The 18,251-nt window shown below is 61.0% G+C and carries 14 protein-coding genes; 10 read left to right on the plus strand and 4 right to left on the minus strand.

The window, feature by feature from the left end; all coding sequences use genetic code 11:
• The first annotated feature begins 76 nt into the window (after nucleotides 1–76).
• From LPB73_RS06240 to LPB73_RS06250, 3 genes are all read left to right on the plus strand, one after another.
• Nucleotides 77–1,660: a B12-binding domain-containing radical SAM protein gene (locus LPB73_RS06240; RefSeq protein ID WP_231079995.1), complete on the plus strand. Its 1,584-nt coding sequence runs from the start codon at nucleotides 77–79 to the stop codon at nucleotides 1,658–1,660.
• A 16-nt stretch (nucleotides 1,661–1,676) separates the two neighbouring features.
• The gene (gene eutC, locus LPB73_RS06245; RefSeq protein WP_231079996.1) at nucleotides 1,677–2,462 is read left to right on the plus strand and encodes an ethanolamine ammonia-lyase subunit EutC; all 786 of its coding nucleotides are present in this window, start codon (nucleotides 1,677–1,679) and stop codon (nucleotides 2,460–2,462) included.
• A 247-nt stretch (nucleotides 2,463–2,709) separates the two neighbouring features.
• On the plus strand, nucleotides 2,710–5,049 hold the full coding sequence (locus tag LPB73_RS06250; RefSeq protein WP_231079997.1) for an efflux RND transporter permease subunit: 2,340 nt from the start codon (nucleotides 2,710–2,712) through the stop codon (nucleotides 5,047–5,049).
• 85 nt (nucleotides 5,050–5,134) lie between these two features.
• On the opposite strand, the gene LPB73_RS06255 is transcribed toward LPB73_RS06250, so the two are convergent.
• A complete protein-coding gene (locus tag LPB73_RS06255) occupies nucleotides 5,135–5,635 on the minus strand; it encodes a hypothetical protein (protein WP_068735853.1) in 501 nt (166 codons plus the stop codon).
• Nucleotides 5,636–6,073: 438 nt separating this feature from the next.
• On the opposite strand from LPB73_RS06255, the gene LPB73_RS06260 reads away from it, so the two are divergent.
• The 6 genes from LPB73_RS06260 (at nucleotide 6,074) to LPB73_RS06285 (ending at nucleotide 12,277) form a co-directional block, all read left to right on the plus strand.
• On the plus strand, nucleotides 6,074–6,316 hold the full coding sequence (locus tag LPB73_RS06260; protein WP_068735855.1) for a cysteine rich repeat-containing protein: 243 nt from the start codon (nucleotides 6,074–6,076) through the stop codon (nucleotides 6,314–6,316).
• A gap of 231 nt (nucleotides 6,317–6,547) precedes the next feature.
• Nucleotides 6,548–7,429, plus strand: a complete 882-nt coding sequence (gene hpnC / locus LPB73_RS06265; RefSeq protein WP_068735856.1) for a squalene synthase HpnC — start codon at nucleotides 6,548–6,550, stop codon at nucleotides 7,427–7,429.
• Nucleotides 7,426–8,280: a presqualene diphosphate synthase HpnD gene (hpnD, locus tag LPB73_RS06270; protein WP_374725736.1), complete on the plus strand. Its 855-nt coding sequence runs from the start codon at nucleotides 7,426–7,428 to the stop codon at nucleotides 8,278–8,280. Before hpnC ends, hpnD begins: the two co-directional genes overlap by 4 nt.
• Complete coding sequence (gene hpnE / locus LPB73_RS06275; protein WP_231079998.1) at nucleotides 8,280–9,530, plus strand: hydroxysqualene dehydroxylase HpnE; 1,251 nt, start codon at nucleotides 8,280–8,282, stop codon at nucleotides 9,528–9,530. Before hpnD ends, hpnE begins: the two co-directional genes overlap by 1 nt.
• Before the next feature lie 42 nt (nucleotides 9,531–9,572).
• Nucleotides 9,573–11,546: a squalene--hopene cyclase gene (gene shc, locus LPB73_RS06280; RefSeq protein WP_414716870.1), complete on the plus strand. Its 1,974-nt coding sequence runs from the start codon at nucleotides 9,573–9,575 to the stop codon at nucleotides 11,544–11,546.
• Nucleotides 11,543–12,277: a phosphorylase gene (locus tag LPB73_RS06285; protein WP_120292863.1), complete on the plus strand. Its 735-nt coding sequence runs from the start codon at nucleotides 11,543–11,545 to the stop codon at nucleotides 12,275–12,277. Before shc ends, LPB73_RS06285 begins: the two co-directional genes overlap by 4 nt.
• A gap of 105 nt (nucleotides 12,278–12,382) precedes the next feature.
• Here LPB73_RS06285 and hpnH read toward each other — a convergent pair whose 3' ends face one another.
• Both hpnH and ispH read right to left on the minus strand, forming a co-directional pair.
• Entirely contained in the window at nucleotides 12,383–13,552 is a 1,170-nt protein-coding gene (gene hpnH, locus LPB73_RS06290) for an adenosyl-hopene transferase HpnH (RefSeq protein WP_120292861.1), read from the minus strand.
• A 42-nt stretch (nucleotides 13,553–13,594) separates the two neighbouring features.
• Nucleotides 13,595–14,548 (minus strand): 4-hydroxy-3-methylbut-2-enyl diphosphate reductase, encoded by a 954-nt coding sequence (gene ispH / locus LPB73_RS06295; protein WP_231079999.1) that lies wholly within the window; start codon nucleotides 14,546–14,548, stop codon nucleotides 13,595–13,597.
• Nucleotides 14,549–14,933: 385 nt separating this feature from the next.
• Between ispH and LPB73_RS06300 the strand changes: the two genes are divergently transcribed.
• Nucleotides 14,934–17,522: an MMPL family transporter gene (locus tag LPB73_RS06300; RefSeq protein WP_231080000.1), complete on the plus strand. Its 2,589-nt coding sequence runs from the start codon at nucleotides 14,934–14,936 to the stop codon at nucleotides 17,520–17,522.
• Here the strand turns inward: LPB73_RS06300 and LPB73_RS06305 are convergent.
• Nucleotides 17,512–18,219 (minus strand): DUF2147 domain-containing protein, encoded by a 708-nt coding sequence (locus LPB73_RS06305; RefSeq protein ID WP_231080001.1) that lies wholly within the window; start codon nucleotides 18,217–18,219, stop codon nucleotides 17,512–17,514. The genes LPB73_RS06300 and LPB73_RS06305 overlap by 11 nt on opposite strands.
• Between the last annotated feature and the right edge of the window lie 32 nt (nucleotides 18,220–18,251).

Genomic DNA, 18,251 nt, shown 5'->3' on the forward strand with positions numbered 1-18,251 from the left:
AACGGTTTTATCTCGGCGACGTTATTGAAGGTTCAGCGCTTATGGGGACTGCTGATGCATTCACAGAGGAATTTTGATGAGAGCTGAGGGCAGGCAGACGGTCCGGCGCATCCTGTGCGTCTTTCCGCGATACACGTCTTCATTTGGCACGTTTGAATATTCATATCCTCTGACCGACGGCGTTCAGGCCTTCATGCCTCCCCAGGGCTTGCTGCTGATTGCCGCCTACATGCCCGAGAACTGGGAAGTCCGTTTCATCGACGAGAACATCCGCGCCGCCACGCCCAATGATTTCCTGTGGGCTGAAGCTGTGCTGGTGTCAGGCATGCACATCCAGCGCACGCAGATGAACGACATCTGCTACCGCGCGCATTCCTACGATCTTCCGGTGGCGATCGGTGGACCCTCGGTATCCTCCTGTCCGGACTACTACCCGGCTTTCGACTATCTCCATATCGGCGAACTCGGTGATGCCACCGATCAACTGATCGATATCCTGGAAAAGGATACGTCGCGGCCGGACCAGCAGGTCGTGCTGAAGACCACCGACCGTCTGGACATGACCAGGTTTCCGATTCCGGCCTATGAACTGGCCGATATTCCGCGCTACTTCCTGGGCAGCATCCAGTATTCCTCGGGCTGCCCGTATCAGTGCGAATTCTGCGATATCCCCGGCCTCTATGGTCGCAATCCGCGCCTGAAGTCGCCGGAGCAGATCACCGCCGAACTCGACAAGCTGCTCGAATGCGGCATCATGGGCTCAGTGTATTTCGTCGATGACAACTTCATCGGCAACCGCAAGGCCGCACTCGATCTGCTGCCGCATCTCGTCGAATGGCAGAAGAGGACTGGTTTTGTCTTGCGCCTGTCCTGCGAGGCGACGCTGAACATCGCCAAGCGGCCGGAAATCCTTTCGCTGATGCGCGAAGCCTGGTTCGGCACGATCTTCTGCGGCATCGAGACGCCCGATCCCGTCGCCCTCAAGGCGATGAAGAAGGATCACAACATGATGGTCCCCATCATGGAGGCGATCGAGACGCTGAACAGCTTTGGCATGGAAGTCGTGTCCGGCATCATCCTCGGCCTCGATACCGACAAGCCCGAGACCGGCCAGCATTTGCTCGAGTTCGTGGAAACGTCGCAGATTCCGCTTCTGACCATCAACCTGCTGCAGGCGCTGCCGCAGACGCCGCTTTGGGACAGGTTGAAGAAGGAAGGACGCCTGAACGAGGACGAGGGCCGCGATTCCAACGTCGACTTCCTGTTGCCGTATGAGGACGTCGTGAAAAGCTGGCGGCGCGCCATGGGCAGTGCCTATGTGCCAGAAAAACTGCTCGAGCGTTTCGAATACCAGATCCGCCACACCTATCCCAACCGGATCAAGCCGCCGATCGGCGCCATGCTGACCTGGAAGAGCATTCGTCTCGGTTTGGTCATGCTGCGCAACATCTTCTGGAAGGTCGGCGTGCTTGGTGATTACAAGCGGGCGTTCTGGAAATTCGCGCTCCGTCGGCTGGCCCGTGGCGAGATCGAATATCTCATCAGCGGGATCATGGTGGCGCACCACCTGATCAACTTTGCCCGCGATGCGTCCGGTGGTCAGACCAACGCGTCCTATTATTCGTTGAAGCTGCAGGACGCTGCCGTTCCGGCCGAATGAGCGATAGGCTGGCGTCATGACAGATCGGAATGACGTGACGCCGCCGGTGCCGCAGCGCTCCCTCGCGGAGCTGCGGGCGTTGACGCCGGCGCGTGTCGGGCTCGGCCGGGCCGGAGCCAGCCTGACCACGCGGGCCCTGCTTGATTTCACGCTCGACCATGCCCGCGCACGTGACGCGGTCCATGCGCCCTTCGAGGCCGAAGCCATCGCGGCCGCACTGGCCGGGCTGGGGACGAGCGCGCTGGTGGTGACGAGCCAGGTCGCGGATCGGGCCGACTATCTCAAGCGCCCCGATCTCGGCCGCCGACTGTCTCGCGAGTCACAGGAGATGCTTAAAGGTCGCGACAGCGCCGCGTGCGATCTGGTGATCGTGATTGCGGACGGCCTGTCTCCGGCTGCGGTCAATGCGCACGCGCTTGGCCTGCTGGGTGCCTTAATGCCCAAATTGGCGGGGGTCGGGATCGGCGCTGTCGTGGTTGCCGGCGGGGCCCGAGTCGCGCTTGGCGACGAGATCGGTGCGTTATTGAGGGCGCGGATGACGATCATGCTGATCGGCGAACGTCCGGGTCTCTCGGCGCCGCAGAGTCTCGGTGCCTACCTGACCTTCGCACCGCAGCCGGGTCTGACGGACGCTGCGCGCAACTGCGTGTCGAACATCCAGGTGGCCGGTCTGTCCTTCGAGGAGGCAGCGAGCAAGATTGCCTGGCTGGCGCGCGAAGGGCTGAATCGCAACATCACCGGTGTGGCTCTGAAAGACGAAAGCGGTCTGCAACTGGTAGCACCGCTCGTTGCACCAGCATGAAACAACAGCCTCTGCGCTCCATTTTGTGACCTGAAACGCAACCTCGGCGCGCGCGCCGCCTTGCGATATGTCATACAGACCTGCTACATCTGCCCGCGGCAAATTTACCGCATGTTTTCAAGGGCTAGCGCTGTTCGGTCTCGCCGATTCCAGCCTTACTACTGCCCGCGACGCTTGCTAGGCAGACGCCGCTGACGACAGGACTGGACAGGGTATGCACGATACGGTTCCCCCCCACGACGCGGATATGAATAAATTGCGCAAGGGGCCGATCAGCATCGCCTTCGGGCTCGAGCGCATCGGTCTGATCGCGGTGAAGGCACCGGTGCTGTCTTGCGTGATCCTGCTCGCGCTGGTGATCGGTGCGATCTTTGGCATCCAGCGCATCAAGATCGACGATTCGCTAAGCCAGCTATTTCGTTCTGACAGCAAGGAATACAAGCAATACGAGGAAGTGACGAAGCGCTTCCCGTCCACCGAGTTCGACGTGCTCGTGGTGCTCGAAGGCAAGACGCTGCTTGCGCGCGACAATCTTGGAAAGATGCGCGACCTCGTCACCGACCTGCAATTGGTTGATGGCGTGCGGGGGCTGATCTCGATCTTCTCGGCGCGCCAGACGCCGGCCCCCGGCAAGTTGCCGGCAGCGCTGTTTCCCAACGATCTTCCTGAAGGCGCCGACTACGACAAGTTCATCGAGACGGTGAAGCAGAACGAGCTGATCCGCGGCAAGCTTTTGTCCGACGATGGAACTCTGGCGCTGGTGGTGCTGTCGCTCGACCCGGCCGTGGTCAGCAACAGCAAGCTCAGCACCGTCGTCGCCGATATCCGCAAGACCATGAATGAGGACCTGGCCAATAGCGGTCTGACCAAGGAATTGTCGGGCGTGCCGGTGATGCAGCTCGAAATCCGCAACGCGGTCGAGCGCGACGGCCTGATCTATAACATCGCCGGCATTCTCGCCGGCTGCGTCATTGCGATCATCTTCTTCCGCAAGATCTCGTTCATGATCATCGCGGCGTTTCCGCCGCTGCTGGCGATCCTGTTGTCGCTCGGCGCGCTCGGCTGGGCCGGCTTCAGCCTCAACATGTTCCTCAATGTGATGACGCCGCTGATCATGGTGATCAGTTTTGCGGACTCGATGCAGCTCACTTTCGCGGCGCGTGACCGGTTGATCGCAGGCGAGGACAAGTATTCGGCATTTACCAATGCGGTTCGTGTCGTGGGTCCCGCCTGCGTCCTCACCCATGGCACCGCCGGCATTTCGTTCCTGGCGTTGCAGTTCTCCGACTCGGACCTGATCCGCGCCTTCGGCGAGGCCGGCCTCACGGCCACCATCATCGCGCTGGTTGCGGTGCTGTCGCTGGTGCCGGTGTTCGGCGTGCTGCTGGTGCGCAACGAGAAGATCTTCGCCGCCAAGTTCCAGACCGCCGATGCCGGCGTGCAGGCGCTGCGCGCCTTCTGTTACTGGATCGCGGTGCGCATGGTCGGTCGTCCTGGTCTGTTCAGCCTGATCTCGCTCGTCGTCGTCGTTGGTCTCGGGATCGTTTATGCCAATCTCGAGCCGCGCTATCGGCTGGCCGATCAGGTGCCGGACAAGGAGCAGGCGGTTGCGGCCAGCGGACGGCTCGACGCCAAGCTGACCGGCGCCAATCCGATCGACGTGCTGATCGAGTTTCCGAAGGGCGCGGATCTTTATTCGCCGGACACGTTGGCGACCATCGCCGAAGTCCACGCCATGGTCGAGAAGCAGGCCGGTGTGGGTAACGTCTGGTCGCTGGAAACGCTGCGGCGTTGGCTGGCGGAGAAGGCCGGTTCGTCGGATGTCGCGACGCTGAAGGAATATGTCAGCGTAATACCCGAACATCTGGTGCGCCGCTTCATCTCGGCGGACCAGACGGCGGTGGTGGTGTCCGGCCGTGTGCCCGACAGCGATTCGAGCAAGATCCTGCCGGTGGTCGACAAGCTCGACAATGCGCTGAATGCCGTTCGCACCAAGCACCCGGGCTATGAGATTGCGGTGACCGGCCTCTCGGCGATCGCGGCGCGTAACAGCGCCGGGATGATCGAGAAGCTCAATCACGGCCTGACCATCGAATTCGGATTGGTCGCCGTCTTCATCGGCCTCGCGTTCCGCTCGTGGGTGGTGATGCTGGCCTGTATCCTGCCGGGCATCTTCCCGGTGGTGCTGGCCGGCTTCGTATTGTGGCTGCTCGGGGAGGGGCTGCAATTCGCCAGTGTGGTGGCACTGACAGTGTCCTTCGGTCTCGGCCTTAGCGCCACGATCCACTTCCTCAACCGTTTGCGTCTGGAAGACACGCCGGGCACCGATCCCGCGATCGCCGTCGAGCGTGCGACTGTGCTCGTTGGTCCCGCGCTGATCCTGACGACGGTGGTGCTGGCCTGCGGCCTCGTGGTGACGGTGTTCTCGGATCTGCCGTCGCTGCGGCTGTTCGGCTGGCTCAGCGCCTTCTCGATGGTCGCGGCACTGGTGGCCGACCTGTTCATCCTGCGCCCGACCGCGATGTGGCTGATCAATCTGCAGCAGCGCCTTACGGGCAGTTCGGTTCTTGCGAAGCAAGAGAAGTAATCAACCGCGCATAGCAAGGACGATCAAATAAAAAAGCCCCCGGATCGCTCCGGGGGCTTTTTTGTGAATGGCGTGGAAGCCGGCGTCAGCTCTTGACCATATTGATCGAAACGCCGCGAATTTCGCCCTTGGAGCTGATCGACACCGACTGCTTGTTGCCGCGGGTCGTCAGCGTGATGTTGGCCGCAAAGCCCGCGGCCTCGACGAAGACGTCGATCTGGCCGCCACCCGCCTTGCCGACCAGATTGCCGTAGACGTTGCGGCTGGCTTCGCTCCAGCTGCCCGAAACATTGTTGCCCTGGCTGGTGACATTGCTGGAGAGGTCGAACTTGTAGCTGTCGCTGGCGCAGCGCAGCGTCTGAGCCAGCGCGCTGCCGCCGCCATCCACCTTGTAGGTCGCCCGGCAGCGAATGCGCTCCGAGGACCCGTCCGACATGGAGACCGTTCCGGTACCGCTCCAGGCCCCGTCGAAGCCGGCGAACGGTCCGGACTGGGCATGGCCTGCGGACACCGACAGCAGCAGGATCGCGCCAGCGCCAGCGGCCTTGAGGGCGTGCCCGAACCGCTTTGCAGAATGGAATGTCATGTAAGTTTTCCCAAAATAGCGCTGTGTAACCGAGTTATGCCGCGCCTCATCGAAGCTTAAGTGTCGCTGCACATCTTTAGGTTCAATAGAGCGATCATAATTGGACGATTGTAAAAGTAACATGTCACCGCCCACAAGCGCGAAGGTTCCCGGAGCGGAACGGGCGGAGGTGATGCGCGTCTGAACAATTGTCCTAAAACCTTATCTTGTCCTGCGGGGTGGCATCGGCCGGCGCTGCAGCCAGTGCGGCCATGTGCGCAAGCTTTCGCCGCATTTATTCGTGCCTGTGGTGGCGGGAATGTTCTGTGTCCTGATTGCATCCATCGCCGCGAATTCGCCGATGTGCCTGAAGATAAAGCCTTCCCGGCGATGCGAATGTTTCAGTTTATGCTATGCACCACACGGGCTGTGATCTCGTCACCATACTGAAGGAAGACAATGCGTAAATTTCTCCTGGTACTGTCCGTGCTTTCCGCATCTGCCTCGACCGGCGCATTGGCCCAGCAAAACCAGCCCCGCAGCGGCACCGACGCGGAGCAGAAGGCCTGCACCCGCGACGTGCAGAAGCTCTGCCGCGCCGTCATGGATCAGGGCGACCTCGTTGTTCTGTCCTGCCTGAAGGAAAACCGCCCCAAGATCAGCAAGGCCTGCAACGACGTGCTGGTCAGCCACGGCCAATAACCCCGCCCTAATGCGAGATTCCGGGCTCGTGGCGCCGTTTTGGTCTCGCCGCGAGCCCGCCAAGACGTGATCCGGCCCGGCACCGGCTGCGGCCGAAAGTGGCATATTGGCATTGGTCTCACGGGCCAATTTGCCCTATATGGGGGCTCGCGGCCGACCCCGCCTGCCGGTATTACCGGACCTTGGCGGCCCCCGAGCCACCCTGTTCAAATCCAACGTAGCCAGTTCTGGATGACCCCTGCGAGCGAACTGCGATCCGGCAAGACCGATCGTGACGAGAATTTTCCTGTCGCGTCGTGGATTATCCATCCGCGCCACCGGGCGCTGATTCTTGCCTTCTATAATTTCGTCCGGACCGCAGACGACATTGCCGATCACGCGCTGCTCGATGCACCGGCGAAACTGGCCCTGCTCGACGAGCTGGAGGCCGACCTGCTCGGTCAGGGTGACGGCCAGGCCGAAGCCGTCGTTCTGCGCGAGGCGCTCCAGATGCGCGAGATGCCCCCGCGTCATGCGCTCGACGTCCTGACAGCTTTTCGGATGGACGTGACCAAGCTGCGCTACGCCGACTGGGATGAGCTCATTCATTATTGTTCGTTCTCGGCGATGCCGGTCGGACGTTTCATGCTCGACGTGCACGGCGAAAGCAAAGCCACCTGGCCGGCGTCGGATGCGCTGTGCGCGGCCTTGCAGATCAACAATCACCTGCAGGATTGCGGCAACGACTATCGCGATCTCGATCGGGTCTACATTCCGCAGGACACGCTGGACCGGCACGGGGCCTCGGTGGAAGATCTCAAGCAGGCGAAGGCGTCGCCGGCGCTGCTGGCCTGTATTCGCGAGCTGGTCGCCAAGACCGAGACCCTGATGCATGAGAGCGAGACACTGACGGTCCATATCGCCGACGTCCGGCTGGGCTGTGATGTGGCCGTCATCGAGACTTTTGCCTGGCAGATCCTGAAGATGCTGAAGTTGCGCGATCCGCTGAGTGAGAAGGTCCATCTCTCGAAGGCCAGCATGGCTGGCTACGCGCTAGCCGGCATTGCCGGCGGGCTGTGGCGCCGCGCCACCACCAGCGCGCCGATGCCTCGTTCGACGACGCCGGGCGCATGAACCAGATGACGAGCCAGGTGAATAATAGCGAATCTCAGAGCGAGGTTCAGGGCGTTGCTGCCGGCAGCTCGTTCTATGCCGCGATGCGCATTCTGCCGCGTGCCCAGCGCGATGCGATGTTCCAGATCTACAGCTTCTGCCGTCAGGTCGACGATATCGCGGATTCCGATGGTCCGCGCGACGTCAGGCTCGCCGACATGCAGCAGTGGCGCGCAGATATCGATGCGCTCTATGCAGGCAATCCGCCGGCGCGTGTGCGCGACTATGCCGGGCCAATCAAGCAATTCGGCATGCGCAAGGAGGATTTCATCGCCGTCATCGACGGCATGGAGATGGATATCCCTGCAGATATTCGCGCGCCCGATGACGCAACGCTCGATCTGTATTGCGATCGTGTTGCCAGTGCCGTCGGACGCCTGTCGGTGAAGGTGTTCGGCATGCCGGACGAAGATGGCATTCTGCTTGCGCATCATCTCGGCCGTGCGCTGCAGATCACCAATATCCTGCGCGATATCGACGAAGACGCCGGTATCGGTCGTCTCTATCTGCCGCGTGAGCTGCTCTATCACGCCGGCATCACGTCGAGCGATCCCGACGTGGTGCGCGCCAGCCCGGCATTGCCGAAGGTCTGTGTGCCGCTGGTGAAGCGGGCGCAGGCGCATTTCGAAAAATCCGACGAGATCATGGCGCGTAACAAGCGCCGCGTGGTGCGCGCGCCGCGGATCATGTCGAAATATTATCACGCCATCCTGGAATTGCTGGTGGCGCGCGGCTTTGCTTTGCCGCGCGACCCCGTTCGTCTCGGCAAGGCCTCCAAGATAGCGATCCTGCTGCGATACGCGATCATCTGATGCAAAAGACCGCTCATATCATTGGTGCCGGCGTTTCCGGCCTGTCGGCCGCCGTGCGTCTCGTCAATGCCGGCTTCAAGGTCCACGTCCATGAGGCGACGCAGCAGGCCGGCGGCCGCTGCCGGTCGTATTTCGACGCGCAGACACAGCTCCAGATCGACAACGGCAACCATCTGGTTCTGTCGGGCAACAGCCATGTCGTCGCTTATGTAAAGTCGATCGGCACCGAAGCCGGGCTCGTTGGTCCGCAGCGGGCACAATTCGCATTTGCCGATGCCAAAACCGGCAAGCGCTGGCAGCTCGATCTCGGCGATGGCAAGATCCCGACATGGTTGTTCGACAAGACGCGCCGCGTCCCGGACACATCAGTTGCCGATTATCTCGCGCTGTCGCCGCTGATCTGGTCATCGAATAGTCGCCTGGTCGGCGATACCATTCGCTGTGAAGGCGTCCTCTACGATCGTCTGGTACAGCCACTGTTGCTGGCCGCGCTCAATGTCGATCCGCCGGAAGGGTCGGCTGGTCTGGCCGGCGCCATCGTGCGCGAAACGCTGCTGGCAGGCGGCCAGGCGTGCCGCCCGCTGATCGCGCGCGCTGGTCTTAGCGATGTTCTGGTCGAGCCTGCGATCGAATTGCTGCGTGCCAAGGGCGCAGGCGTTCATTTTGGCCATGAGTTGCGCGGTTACACCATGAGTGGTGATCGCGTCACCGAGCTGAAGTTTGGCGCTGAAGACGTCATCACGCTTAGCGCGGACGATGTCGTCGTGATGGCTGTTCCGCCATGGGCCGCGAAGTCGCTATTGCCAGGTGTGAAGACGCCGACCGAATTCCGCGCGATCGTGAATGCGCATTTCAATTATGTTCCGCCAGCAGGCCACGCGCCGCTGATTGGCGTTGTCGGCGGTGTGGTGGAATGGCTGTTTGCTTTCCACAATCGCCTGTCGATCACGATCAGCAATGGCGACCGTTTCGTGAACACACCGCGCGAACAGTTTGCGCAACAGATCTGGGACGAGATCTGCAAGATTTCGAATATCCAGGCGCCGCTGCCCGCCTGGCAGATCGTGCGCGAGCGCCGTGCTACTTTTGCGGCTACGCCTGCCCAAGATGCCCTGCGTCCGGGCACGCGCACCGATTTCAAGAACCTGTTTCTTGCAGGCGATTGGACCGATACCGGTCTGCCGGCGACTATTGAGGGATCGGTGCGGTCGGGTGACCGCGCGGCCGATCTCGTTCTGGCGATGCGCTGACTGTTGCGCAGCCAGACGATCATTCACGACGAGTACGGAGATATGGCGAGCGAGATGCATTCGGTCAGTCCAGAGATCACAATTCAGAACGCGGCGCTCGAGACGAGCATCGCTTCGGCGAAGCAGGGCCTGCTGAAGTTCCGGCAGCCTGACGGCCATTGGGTATTTGAGCTCGAAGCCGACGGCACGATCCCGTCAGAATATGTGTTGTTGCGGCACTACCTCGGCGAGCCCGTCGATGCCGAGCTTGAAGGCAAGATCGCCAACTATCTGCGCCGCACCCAAGGCAAGCATGGCGGCTGGGCGCTGGTGCAGGACGGCGACTTCGACATGAGCGCCAGCGTGAAAGTGTATTTCGCGCTGAAGATGATCGGCGATTCGACCGACGCGCCGCATATGGTCCGCGCCCGCGAAGCGATCCGCTCGCGCGGCGGCGCTGTCAACGTCAACGTCTTCACGCGCTTTCTGCTCGCGATGTTCGGCATCCTCTCCTGGCGCGCCACTCCGGTGCTGCCGGTTGAGATCATGCTGCTGCCGATGTGGTTTCCGTTCCACCTCAACAAGATGTCCTACTGGGCGCGCACCACGATCGTGCCGCTCATGGTGCTCGCAGCGCTGAAGCCGCGCGCGCAGAACAAGAAGGGCGTCGGCATCGACGAGCTGTTCCTGGAAGATCCATCCAGGATCGGTGGCATTAAACGCGCGCCGCATCAGAGTCGCGCGATGTTCGCCTTCTTCACCGGCATCGATATTCTGCTCCGCGCCGCCGAACCGTATTTCCCAAAGAAACTCCGCGCCCATTCGATCGCGAAAGCCGTCGAGTTTTGCGAGGAGCGCCTGAACGGCGAAGACGGTCTCGGCGCGATCTATCCGCCGATGGCCAATATGGTCATGATGTATGAAGTGCTCGGCTTCCCCGCCGACTATCCGCCCCGCGCCATCCAGCGGCGCGGTATCGACAAGCTTCTGATTGTCGGTGAGGTCGAAGCCTATTGCCAGCCTTGCGTATCGCCAGTGTGGGACACCGCGCTGACCGCGCATGCGATGCTGGAGACCGGCGGCGATGAAGCGTTCGGTCCGGCGAAAGAAGGGCTCGACTGGCTGGCGACCAAGCAGGTGCTCGACGTGAAGGGCGACTGGGCGGTGAAGCGGCCGGACCTGCGTCCGGGCGGTTGGGCGTTCCAGTACAACAACGCCTATTACCCGGATCTCGACGATACGGCCGTGGTGATGATGGCGATGGACCGCGCGCGCCGTCAGACCGGCGGCAAGGAATACGACGTTGCGCTCGATCGCGGCCGGGAGTGGATTCTGGGCATGCAGAGCAGCGACGGAGGCTTCGCGGCGTTCGAGGTCGATAACCTCGAATATTACCTCAACAACATCCCGTTCTCGGACCATGGTGCACTGCTCGATCCGCCGACGGAGGACGTCACCGCGCGCTGCGTCTCGATGCTGGCGCAGCTTGGTGACACCGTCGAGACCTCAAAGCCGCTGGCAGACGGTGTGGAATATCTGCGCCGTACCCAGCTCGCGGAGGGCTCCTGGTATGGCCGCTGGGGCCTGAACTACATCTACGGCACCTGGTCGGTGCTGTGTGCGCTGAATGCTGTTGGCATTGACCACCAGGATCCGGCGTTCCGCAAGGCGGTGGCCTGGCTGCTGTCGATCCAGAACGAGGACGGCGGCTGGGGCGAAGATGTGGTCAGCTACCGACTCGATTACAAGGGATTCGAGGCGGCCCCGAGCACGTCGTCGCAAACGGCATGGGCTTTGCTTGCCCTGATGGCGGCAGGCGAGGTCGATAATCCGGCTGTCGCCCGTGGAACGCGGTACCTGATGGACACACAGACGGAAAAAGGACTCTGGGACGAGGCCCGTTACACCGCTACCGGCTTCCCCCGTGTGTTTTATCTGCGTTATCATGGCTACTCGAAATTCTTCCCGCTCTGGGCGTTGGCGCGGTTCCGGAATTTGAAGAGCACCAACAGCAAGACCGTAGGGGTTGGGATGTGATTTTGGGCGATGGGGGCATTTCGACCGCGGGTGATACAACCGACCCGCGGCCGGTATTGATCGTCACGGGGCTGGTCCAGGAAGCGAAGATCGCTGCCGGGCCGGGAATGACCGTGATTTGCAGTTCAAGTGACCCTGTCCAGCTCCGCAGCCTGCTGGCTGACTTCGACCCCGCCACCATCCGCGGCGTTATCAGCTTCGGCGTCGCCGGCGGCCTCGATCCCGATCTCAAATCAGGCGCTGTCGTCGTGGCCACGGAAGTGGTGGCCGGCAACAGCCGTTGGTCAGCGTCTGAGGTCCTTAGCGACGAACTGATCGCCGGTGCCGGCGTCGGCCGCCAGAAAGTGTTTCGCGGTGGTCTGGTTGGTGTCGAGAAGGTCGTGACGGGGCAGGCCGGCAAGGCCGCGCTGCGCTCGGAATTCGGCGCCGCTGCCGTCGATATGGAAAGCCACATCGCCGCGGAATTTGCCGCCATGGCCGGACTGCCGTTCGCCGCACTGCGCGTCGTCAGCGATCCCGCCCATCGCGCCCTGCCGGAAATCGCCACCACTGCGATCAAACCCAATGGTGATGTCGATCTGCGCAAGGTGCTGCGCGGCATCGCCCGCAATCCGCTGGTGATTCGGGCGCTGGTTTCGACGGGGCGCGATTTCAATCGTGCACTGCGCAGCCTGCGCGACTGCCGCAGCTATCTGCTGGGTCACACCAACCTCGTTTCCGCGGACGTCTGAGCGCTGCTCTGGCGGTGTTTGCCGGGCGTCTCGCGAATTCAATTTTCAAAGAAAAAGGGGCGCGATCTGCATCGCGCCCCTTTTTTATATTCAGCTTGAAATCGCTCAGGCGGCGGTCGAAGCCTTCTGCGCCTTTTCCTCTGCCTTGGCGGCAGCGGCGACAGCTTCTTCCTTGCGGATGTCCGACAGGCGCTTCTGCACTTCCGACGAGAACACGTACTGTGCCGGACGCTGCTTGGTAAGGTCGATTTCCGGCGCCATCGGGCCCGACGTTTTCACGCCGCGCATCGCCACCCACATGGCCTTGAACGGGTTGCTGATGGCTGCGTCCGCGGCAGTCGGCTCGTAGCCGCAATGGGCCATACAGTCGGCGCACTTCTCGTACTTGCCGGTGCCGTAGGTGTCCCAATCGGTGGTGTCCATCAATTCCTTGAAGGTCTTGGTGTAGCCTTCACCGAGCAGGTAGCAGGGCTTCTGCCAGCCGAAGATGTTACGTGCGGGCATGCCCCACGGCTTGCACTCGTATTCCTGGTTGCCGGCGAGGAAGTCCAGGAACAGGCCGGAATGCATGATGTTCCACTTCTTGCCCTTGCCGAGTGCAAAGACGTCGCGGAACAGCTTCTTGGTCTTGGTGCGGTTCAGGAAGTGCTCCTGATCCGGTGCGCGCTCATAGGCATAACCGGGCGACATCGAGACGCCGACGCCGAGCTCCACGGTGAAGTCGAGGAACTTGGCAATGTCCTCGGCCGCGTGGCCGTCAAAGATGGTCGCGTTGACGTTGACGGCGAAGCCCTTGGCCTTGGCGGCCTTGATCGCGGAGACGGCGCGGTCGAACACGCCTTCCTGCGACACGGCCTTGTCGTGATGATCCTTGAGACCGTCGAGATGCACCGAGAAGAACAGGTAGGGCGACGGCGTGAACAGGTCGAGCTTCTTCTCCAGCAGCAGCGCGTTGGTGCAGAGCGAGACGAACTTCTTGCGCTCGACCAGGCCGCGCACGATCTCGCCGATTTCCTTGTGGATCAGCGGCTCGCCGCCCGGGATCGCAACCATCGGCGCGCCGCACTCGTCCGCAGCATCCCAGCATTCCTGCGCCGACATGCGGCGGTTGAGGATAGCGTTCGGATAGTCGATCTTGCCACAGCCGACACAGGCCAGGTTGCAGCGGAAAAGTGGCTCCAGCATCAGCACCAGCGGATAGCGCTTCTGGCCAGTCAGCTTCTTCTTCAAGAGATAGGAGCCGATCTTCATTTCTTTAAAAAACGGAATGGCCATTTCGAATTTTCTCTCTGCGCATCACATCGTGACGAAGGTGGATCAAACCGCGGTCAGTTCGGCGGGTAGCTTGAATTCGATATTCTCTTCACGTCCGGGCAACACCGACACCGCAACCGGCCCGATCCGCCGTAAGGTCTCGATCACGTCATCTACAAGCACTTCTGGCGCGGATGCGCCAGCCGTGATGCCTACGGCACGCGCATCCTTCAACCAGACGGGGTTGAGTTCGCTGCCATCGGCAATGAGGTAACTTGCGACACCGACTTCGGTGCCGATTTCGCGCAACCGGTTCGAGTTGGAACTGTTGGTCGCCCCGACGACCAGGATGACGTCTACAAGTTTACTGAGGTCTCTTACCGCAGATTGGCGGTTTTGTGTTGCATAGCAGATATCGCGGGTATCGGGGCCCTCAATGTCACTGAAACGCTGTTCCAGGGCCAAAATGATGTCCTTGGTGTCATCCACGCTGAGGGTCGTCTGGGTGATATAGGCGACCGGTTCCCGCGGTGGCAGTGTCAGTGCCTTGACGTCCTCAACGCTCTGAACAAGGTAAACCGGGCCGGGTACCTGTCCCATGGTACCGTCGACCTCCGGATGGCCTGCGTGGCCGATCAGGATGACCTTACGGCCTTTGGACATGTACCGCTTGCCCTGGTTGTGGACCTTGGTGACAAGCGGGCAAGTTGCATCCAAAACAGGCAGGCCACGGCTGGCCGCTTCTTCCTCGACGCTCCGGGCGACGCCGTGGGCGCTGAAGACGGTCATGGCATTCGGAGGCACTTCGGAGAGTTCCTCGACGAAAATGGCGCCCTTGGCCTTCAGGCTTTCGACCACGTATTTGTTATGGACGATCTCATGGCGGACATAGACCGGCGCGCCGTAGCGCTCGAGAGCACGCTCGACGATCTCGATGGCACGCACGACGCCCGCGCAGAAGCCGCGCGGCTGAGCCAGAAAGATTTCAAGGGGACGACGATCAAGCACGTGGTACATAGTCCATAATCGATTCCGGTATAATCCTTAATTCTGTACCACAATCAGGCACATATCCAGCCCAGCTGGATATGTGAGCCGTTCTGTGTGACAAAAATCACTCAGTATGCAATCACGAACCGAAAACGTGGTTTGCGACAACTGGCCGGGTTGCGGTAATATCTTGCGGTTGCGGCACAAGAACCTGAAAACTCTCACTTGTTCGTCACTTTACGGCGCGACGAGGCGTCGCTAACACGGCCGTTGCTACGCTGATCAGCACGTTTTATGCCATCCCATCACATTGCTGAAAGCAAAGCGCATCCAATGCGAAAGTAATGGTTTGCGGAACCCTCCCTCGTGAACCGCATTCTTTGCGTGCCTCGCCCAAATAGAAAGAAAAAGCGTGCTGACAAGAGTTGTCGTCTCGGTCGTGAACTTCTGCACCCGGTTTGCCCTGCCGGTGGTGCTCGTTTGTGTGCTTCTTTCGATTGGCGCGAGCTATTACACGGCGAAGAATTTCTCGATCAATACAGACATCAACAAGCTGATTTCGCCCAATCTCGATTGGCGTCAGCGCGACATTGCCTTCGATAAGGCCTTCGACCAGGAGCGACTGATTATCGCGGTGGTTGAGGCGCCCACGCCTGAATTCGCCAATGCCGCAGCCAATGCGATGGAAGCGAAGCTGGTCACCAACAAGACGGATTTCGACTCGGTTCGCCGATTGGATGGCGGAGCGTTCTTCGAGAAAAACGGCTTGCTGTTCCTGCCGACCAAGGAAGTTGCGCAACTGACGGGCCAGTTCCAGCAAGCTGCTCCCCTGATTGAAATCATGGCCGGCGATCCCAGTCTGCGCGGTCTCACCGGCGCGCTGGAGACCGGCCTTACCGGCATTCGCCGTGGGCAGCTTCAGCTTGACGCTGCAGCGCCGACCTTCAACGCCGTCTCGCAGACCGTTGAGGACGTGCTGAAAAACGGCAAGGGCACCTTCTCATGGCGCGGGCTGGTCAGCGACAGGCCTCTGACGGATGGCGACAAGCGTGGCTTCATCGAAATCAAGCCTATCCTCGACTTCAACGCGCTTGAGCCCGGCAAGACCGCGACAGATGCGATCCGGCAGGCTGCGATCGACCTGAACATCGCTGGCGAATACGGCGCACGCGTGCGGTTGACCGGCCCGGTCCCCATCGCAAACGAGGAATTCTCCACCGTGCAGGATGGAGCCATCGTCAACGGGATCGGTACGGTTTTGATCGTGCTGGTCATCCTCTGGATGGCGCTGCACTCGGCCAAGATCATCGGTGCCGTGTTCGCAACGCTATTCGTGGGCCTCGCCACAACGACCGCCGTCGGTCTCATGATGGTGGGTTCGCTGAACCTGCTGTCGATTGCATTTGCCGTGTTGTTCGTCGGCTTGGGTGTCGATTTCGGCATCCAGTTCAGCGTGCGTTACCGCTCCGAGCGTTACAAGAACGACAACCTGCCGCTCGCTTTGACGAAGGCGGCCGAATATTGCGCCGTGCCGCTGTCGCTCGCCGCTTTCGCAACGGCTGCCGGCTTTCTGTCGTTCCTTCCGACCGATTACAAAGGCGTGTCTGAACTCGGCAAGATCGCGGGCGCCGGCATGATGATCGCGTTCCTGACCAGCATCACCGTTCTGCCGGCACTGCTCGACCTGTTGAATCCCGCGGGCGAAAAGGAGCCCGTCGGTTATGCGTTCCTGGCGCCTGTCGACCGTTTCCTGGAAGAGAAGCGCTTCTGGATTATCGGCATCACATTGGCGCTCACGATCGCCGGTCTGCCATTACTCTACTTCCTGAAGTTCGACTTCAATCCGATCAACCTGCGCAATCCGAACGTCGAGTCGATCGCGACCTTCCTCGATCTGCGCAAGGATCCGAACACCGGCGCCAATGCGGTCAACATCATGGCGCCAAACGAGGCCGCTGCGAAACAGGTCGAAGAACGTCTCTCCAAGGTCCCGGAAGTTGCTCGTACGATTTCGCTCGGCAGCTTCGTTCCTGAGGATCAGCCCGCCAAGCTGAAGGCGATTCAGGAAGGCGCGAAAATTCTCGAGCCGGCTTTGAATCCCGAGTCGATCGACAAGGCGCCGACCGATGCGGAAAACGTCACTTCTCTGAAGGATTCGGCGGCGAGCCTGCGCAAACTTGCAGGAACGCAGACCAGTCCCGGCGCCGTCGCCGCCAAGCGTCTGGCGGATGCATTGGCCAAGACCGCTGATGCTAGCCAGCCTGTGCGCGATCAAGTGCAGGCGACCTTTGTGGTGCCGCTTAAGCTCGCGCTGGGGCAGTTGCGTAATTTGATGCAGGCGAGCCCGATCAGTTTGCAGACCTTGCCAGCCGAATTGGTGAATTCGTGGAAGACCAAGGATGGCCAGATCCGCGTCGAGGCGCAGCCCAACGGCGATCCGAACGATAACGACACGTTGCGCAAGTTCGCCGACGCCGTGCTGAAGTCCGAGCCGCTTGCCGTCGGTGGTCCAATCTCGATCCTGAAGTCGGGCGACACCATTGTGACCGCCTTCATTCATGCGGGCATCTGGGCGCTGCTTTCGATCTCGTTGTTGCTATGGCTGGCTTTGCGGCGCATCAGCGACGTGTTGCTGACGATCGTTCCCTTGCTGGTGGCGGGAACGGTCACGCTGGAGATCTGTGTGCTGATCGGCTTGCCACTGAACTTCGCCAACATCATCGCGCTGCCGCTGCTGCTCGGCGTCGGCGTGGCGTTCAAGATCTACTATGTGACGGCCTGGCGGGCAGGCTACAAGAACTTGCTGCAGTCATCGCTGACACGCGCGATTTTCTTCAGCGCGCTGACGACTGCCACGGCGTTCGGTAGCCTGTGGCTGTCGAACCATCCGGGCACCGCGAGCATGGGTAAACTGCTCGCGATGTCCTTTGTCGTGACGCTGGCGGCCGTGCTGTTATTCCAGCCGGCTCTCATGGGTAAGCCGCGCGAGACTAGTGAGTGACCTTGTTGATTTCGGGCAGCAGGCAGATATCGCCGATATCGGCCGGCTGTCCCGGCACCGGCGCTGCAGCGGTTTTCTGACCGGCAGGAGCGGCGGCCTTGGGGGCGCCGGCAGCGGGAGCCGGTGCAGCCTTGGGTGCAGCAGCAGCTGTCGGAGTAGCCGCTGGGGCCATCTTGCCGCCGGTGGCGGCGCCTGCCTTGGGCAGGGCGCCCTTGGCGGTGAGGTTCGAGGGGCTCGATGGAATCGACGGGCCTACGCGCGTCCAGGTCTGACCGCCGCACAGGAAACCAAGGACGCATCCTTCGATTTCAAGTTCGTCAGCAGTATCACCGAGCTTGATCGTCGATTTATAGAATTTTCCGTCCTTGGCATTGTAGACCTGACCCGCCCATTTGTCGTTTGCGGCATTCTTTTTCATGTCCAGCAATGTCACGATGCCCAGAGTGGGGCGCGCCTTCTTGGTGGCATCGGGATTGTTCTTGTCGATCCCGCCGGGGGTCTTTTCCCAGGCTACGGCCCCCCACATGCTGCCACCGCATTCAGCAACACGAATATGCGCGACGCCGTCCTCGACCTTCCAATCGCCGGTCGGATCAGCTGCAAATGCGGGAGCCAGCCCTGCCGAAAACAAGCCTGCCGAAAAAAGGATTCCGCAATATGTAAGAGTACGCGTAGTAATGCGTGGGCGCTGCAACATGTTTAGACCTATGCTTAAGTAGCGGTTCTCGG

Origin of the sequence: Tardiphaga sp. 37S4, from assembly GCF_021044645.1 — a bacterium.
GTDB lineage: Bacteria > Pseudomonadota > Alphaproteobacteria > Rhizobiales > Xanthobacteraceae > Tardiphaga > Tardiphaga robiniae.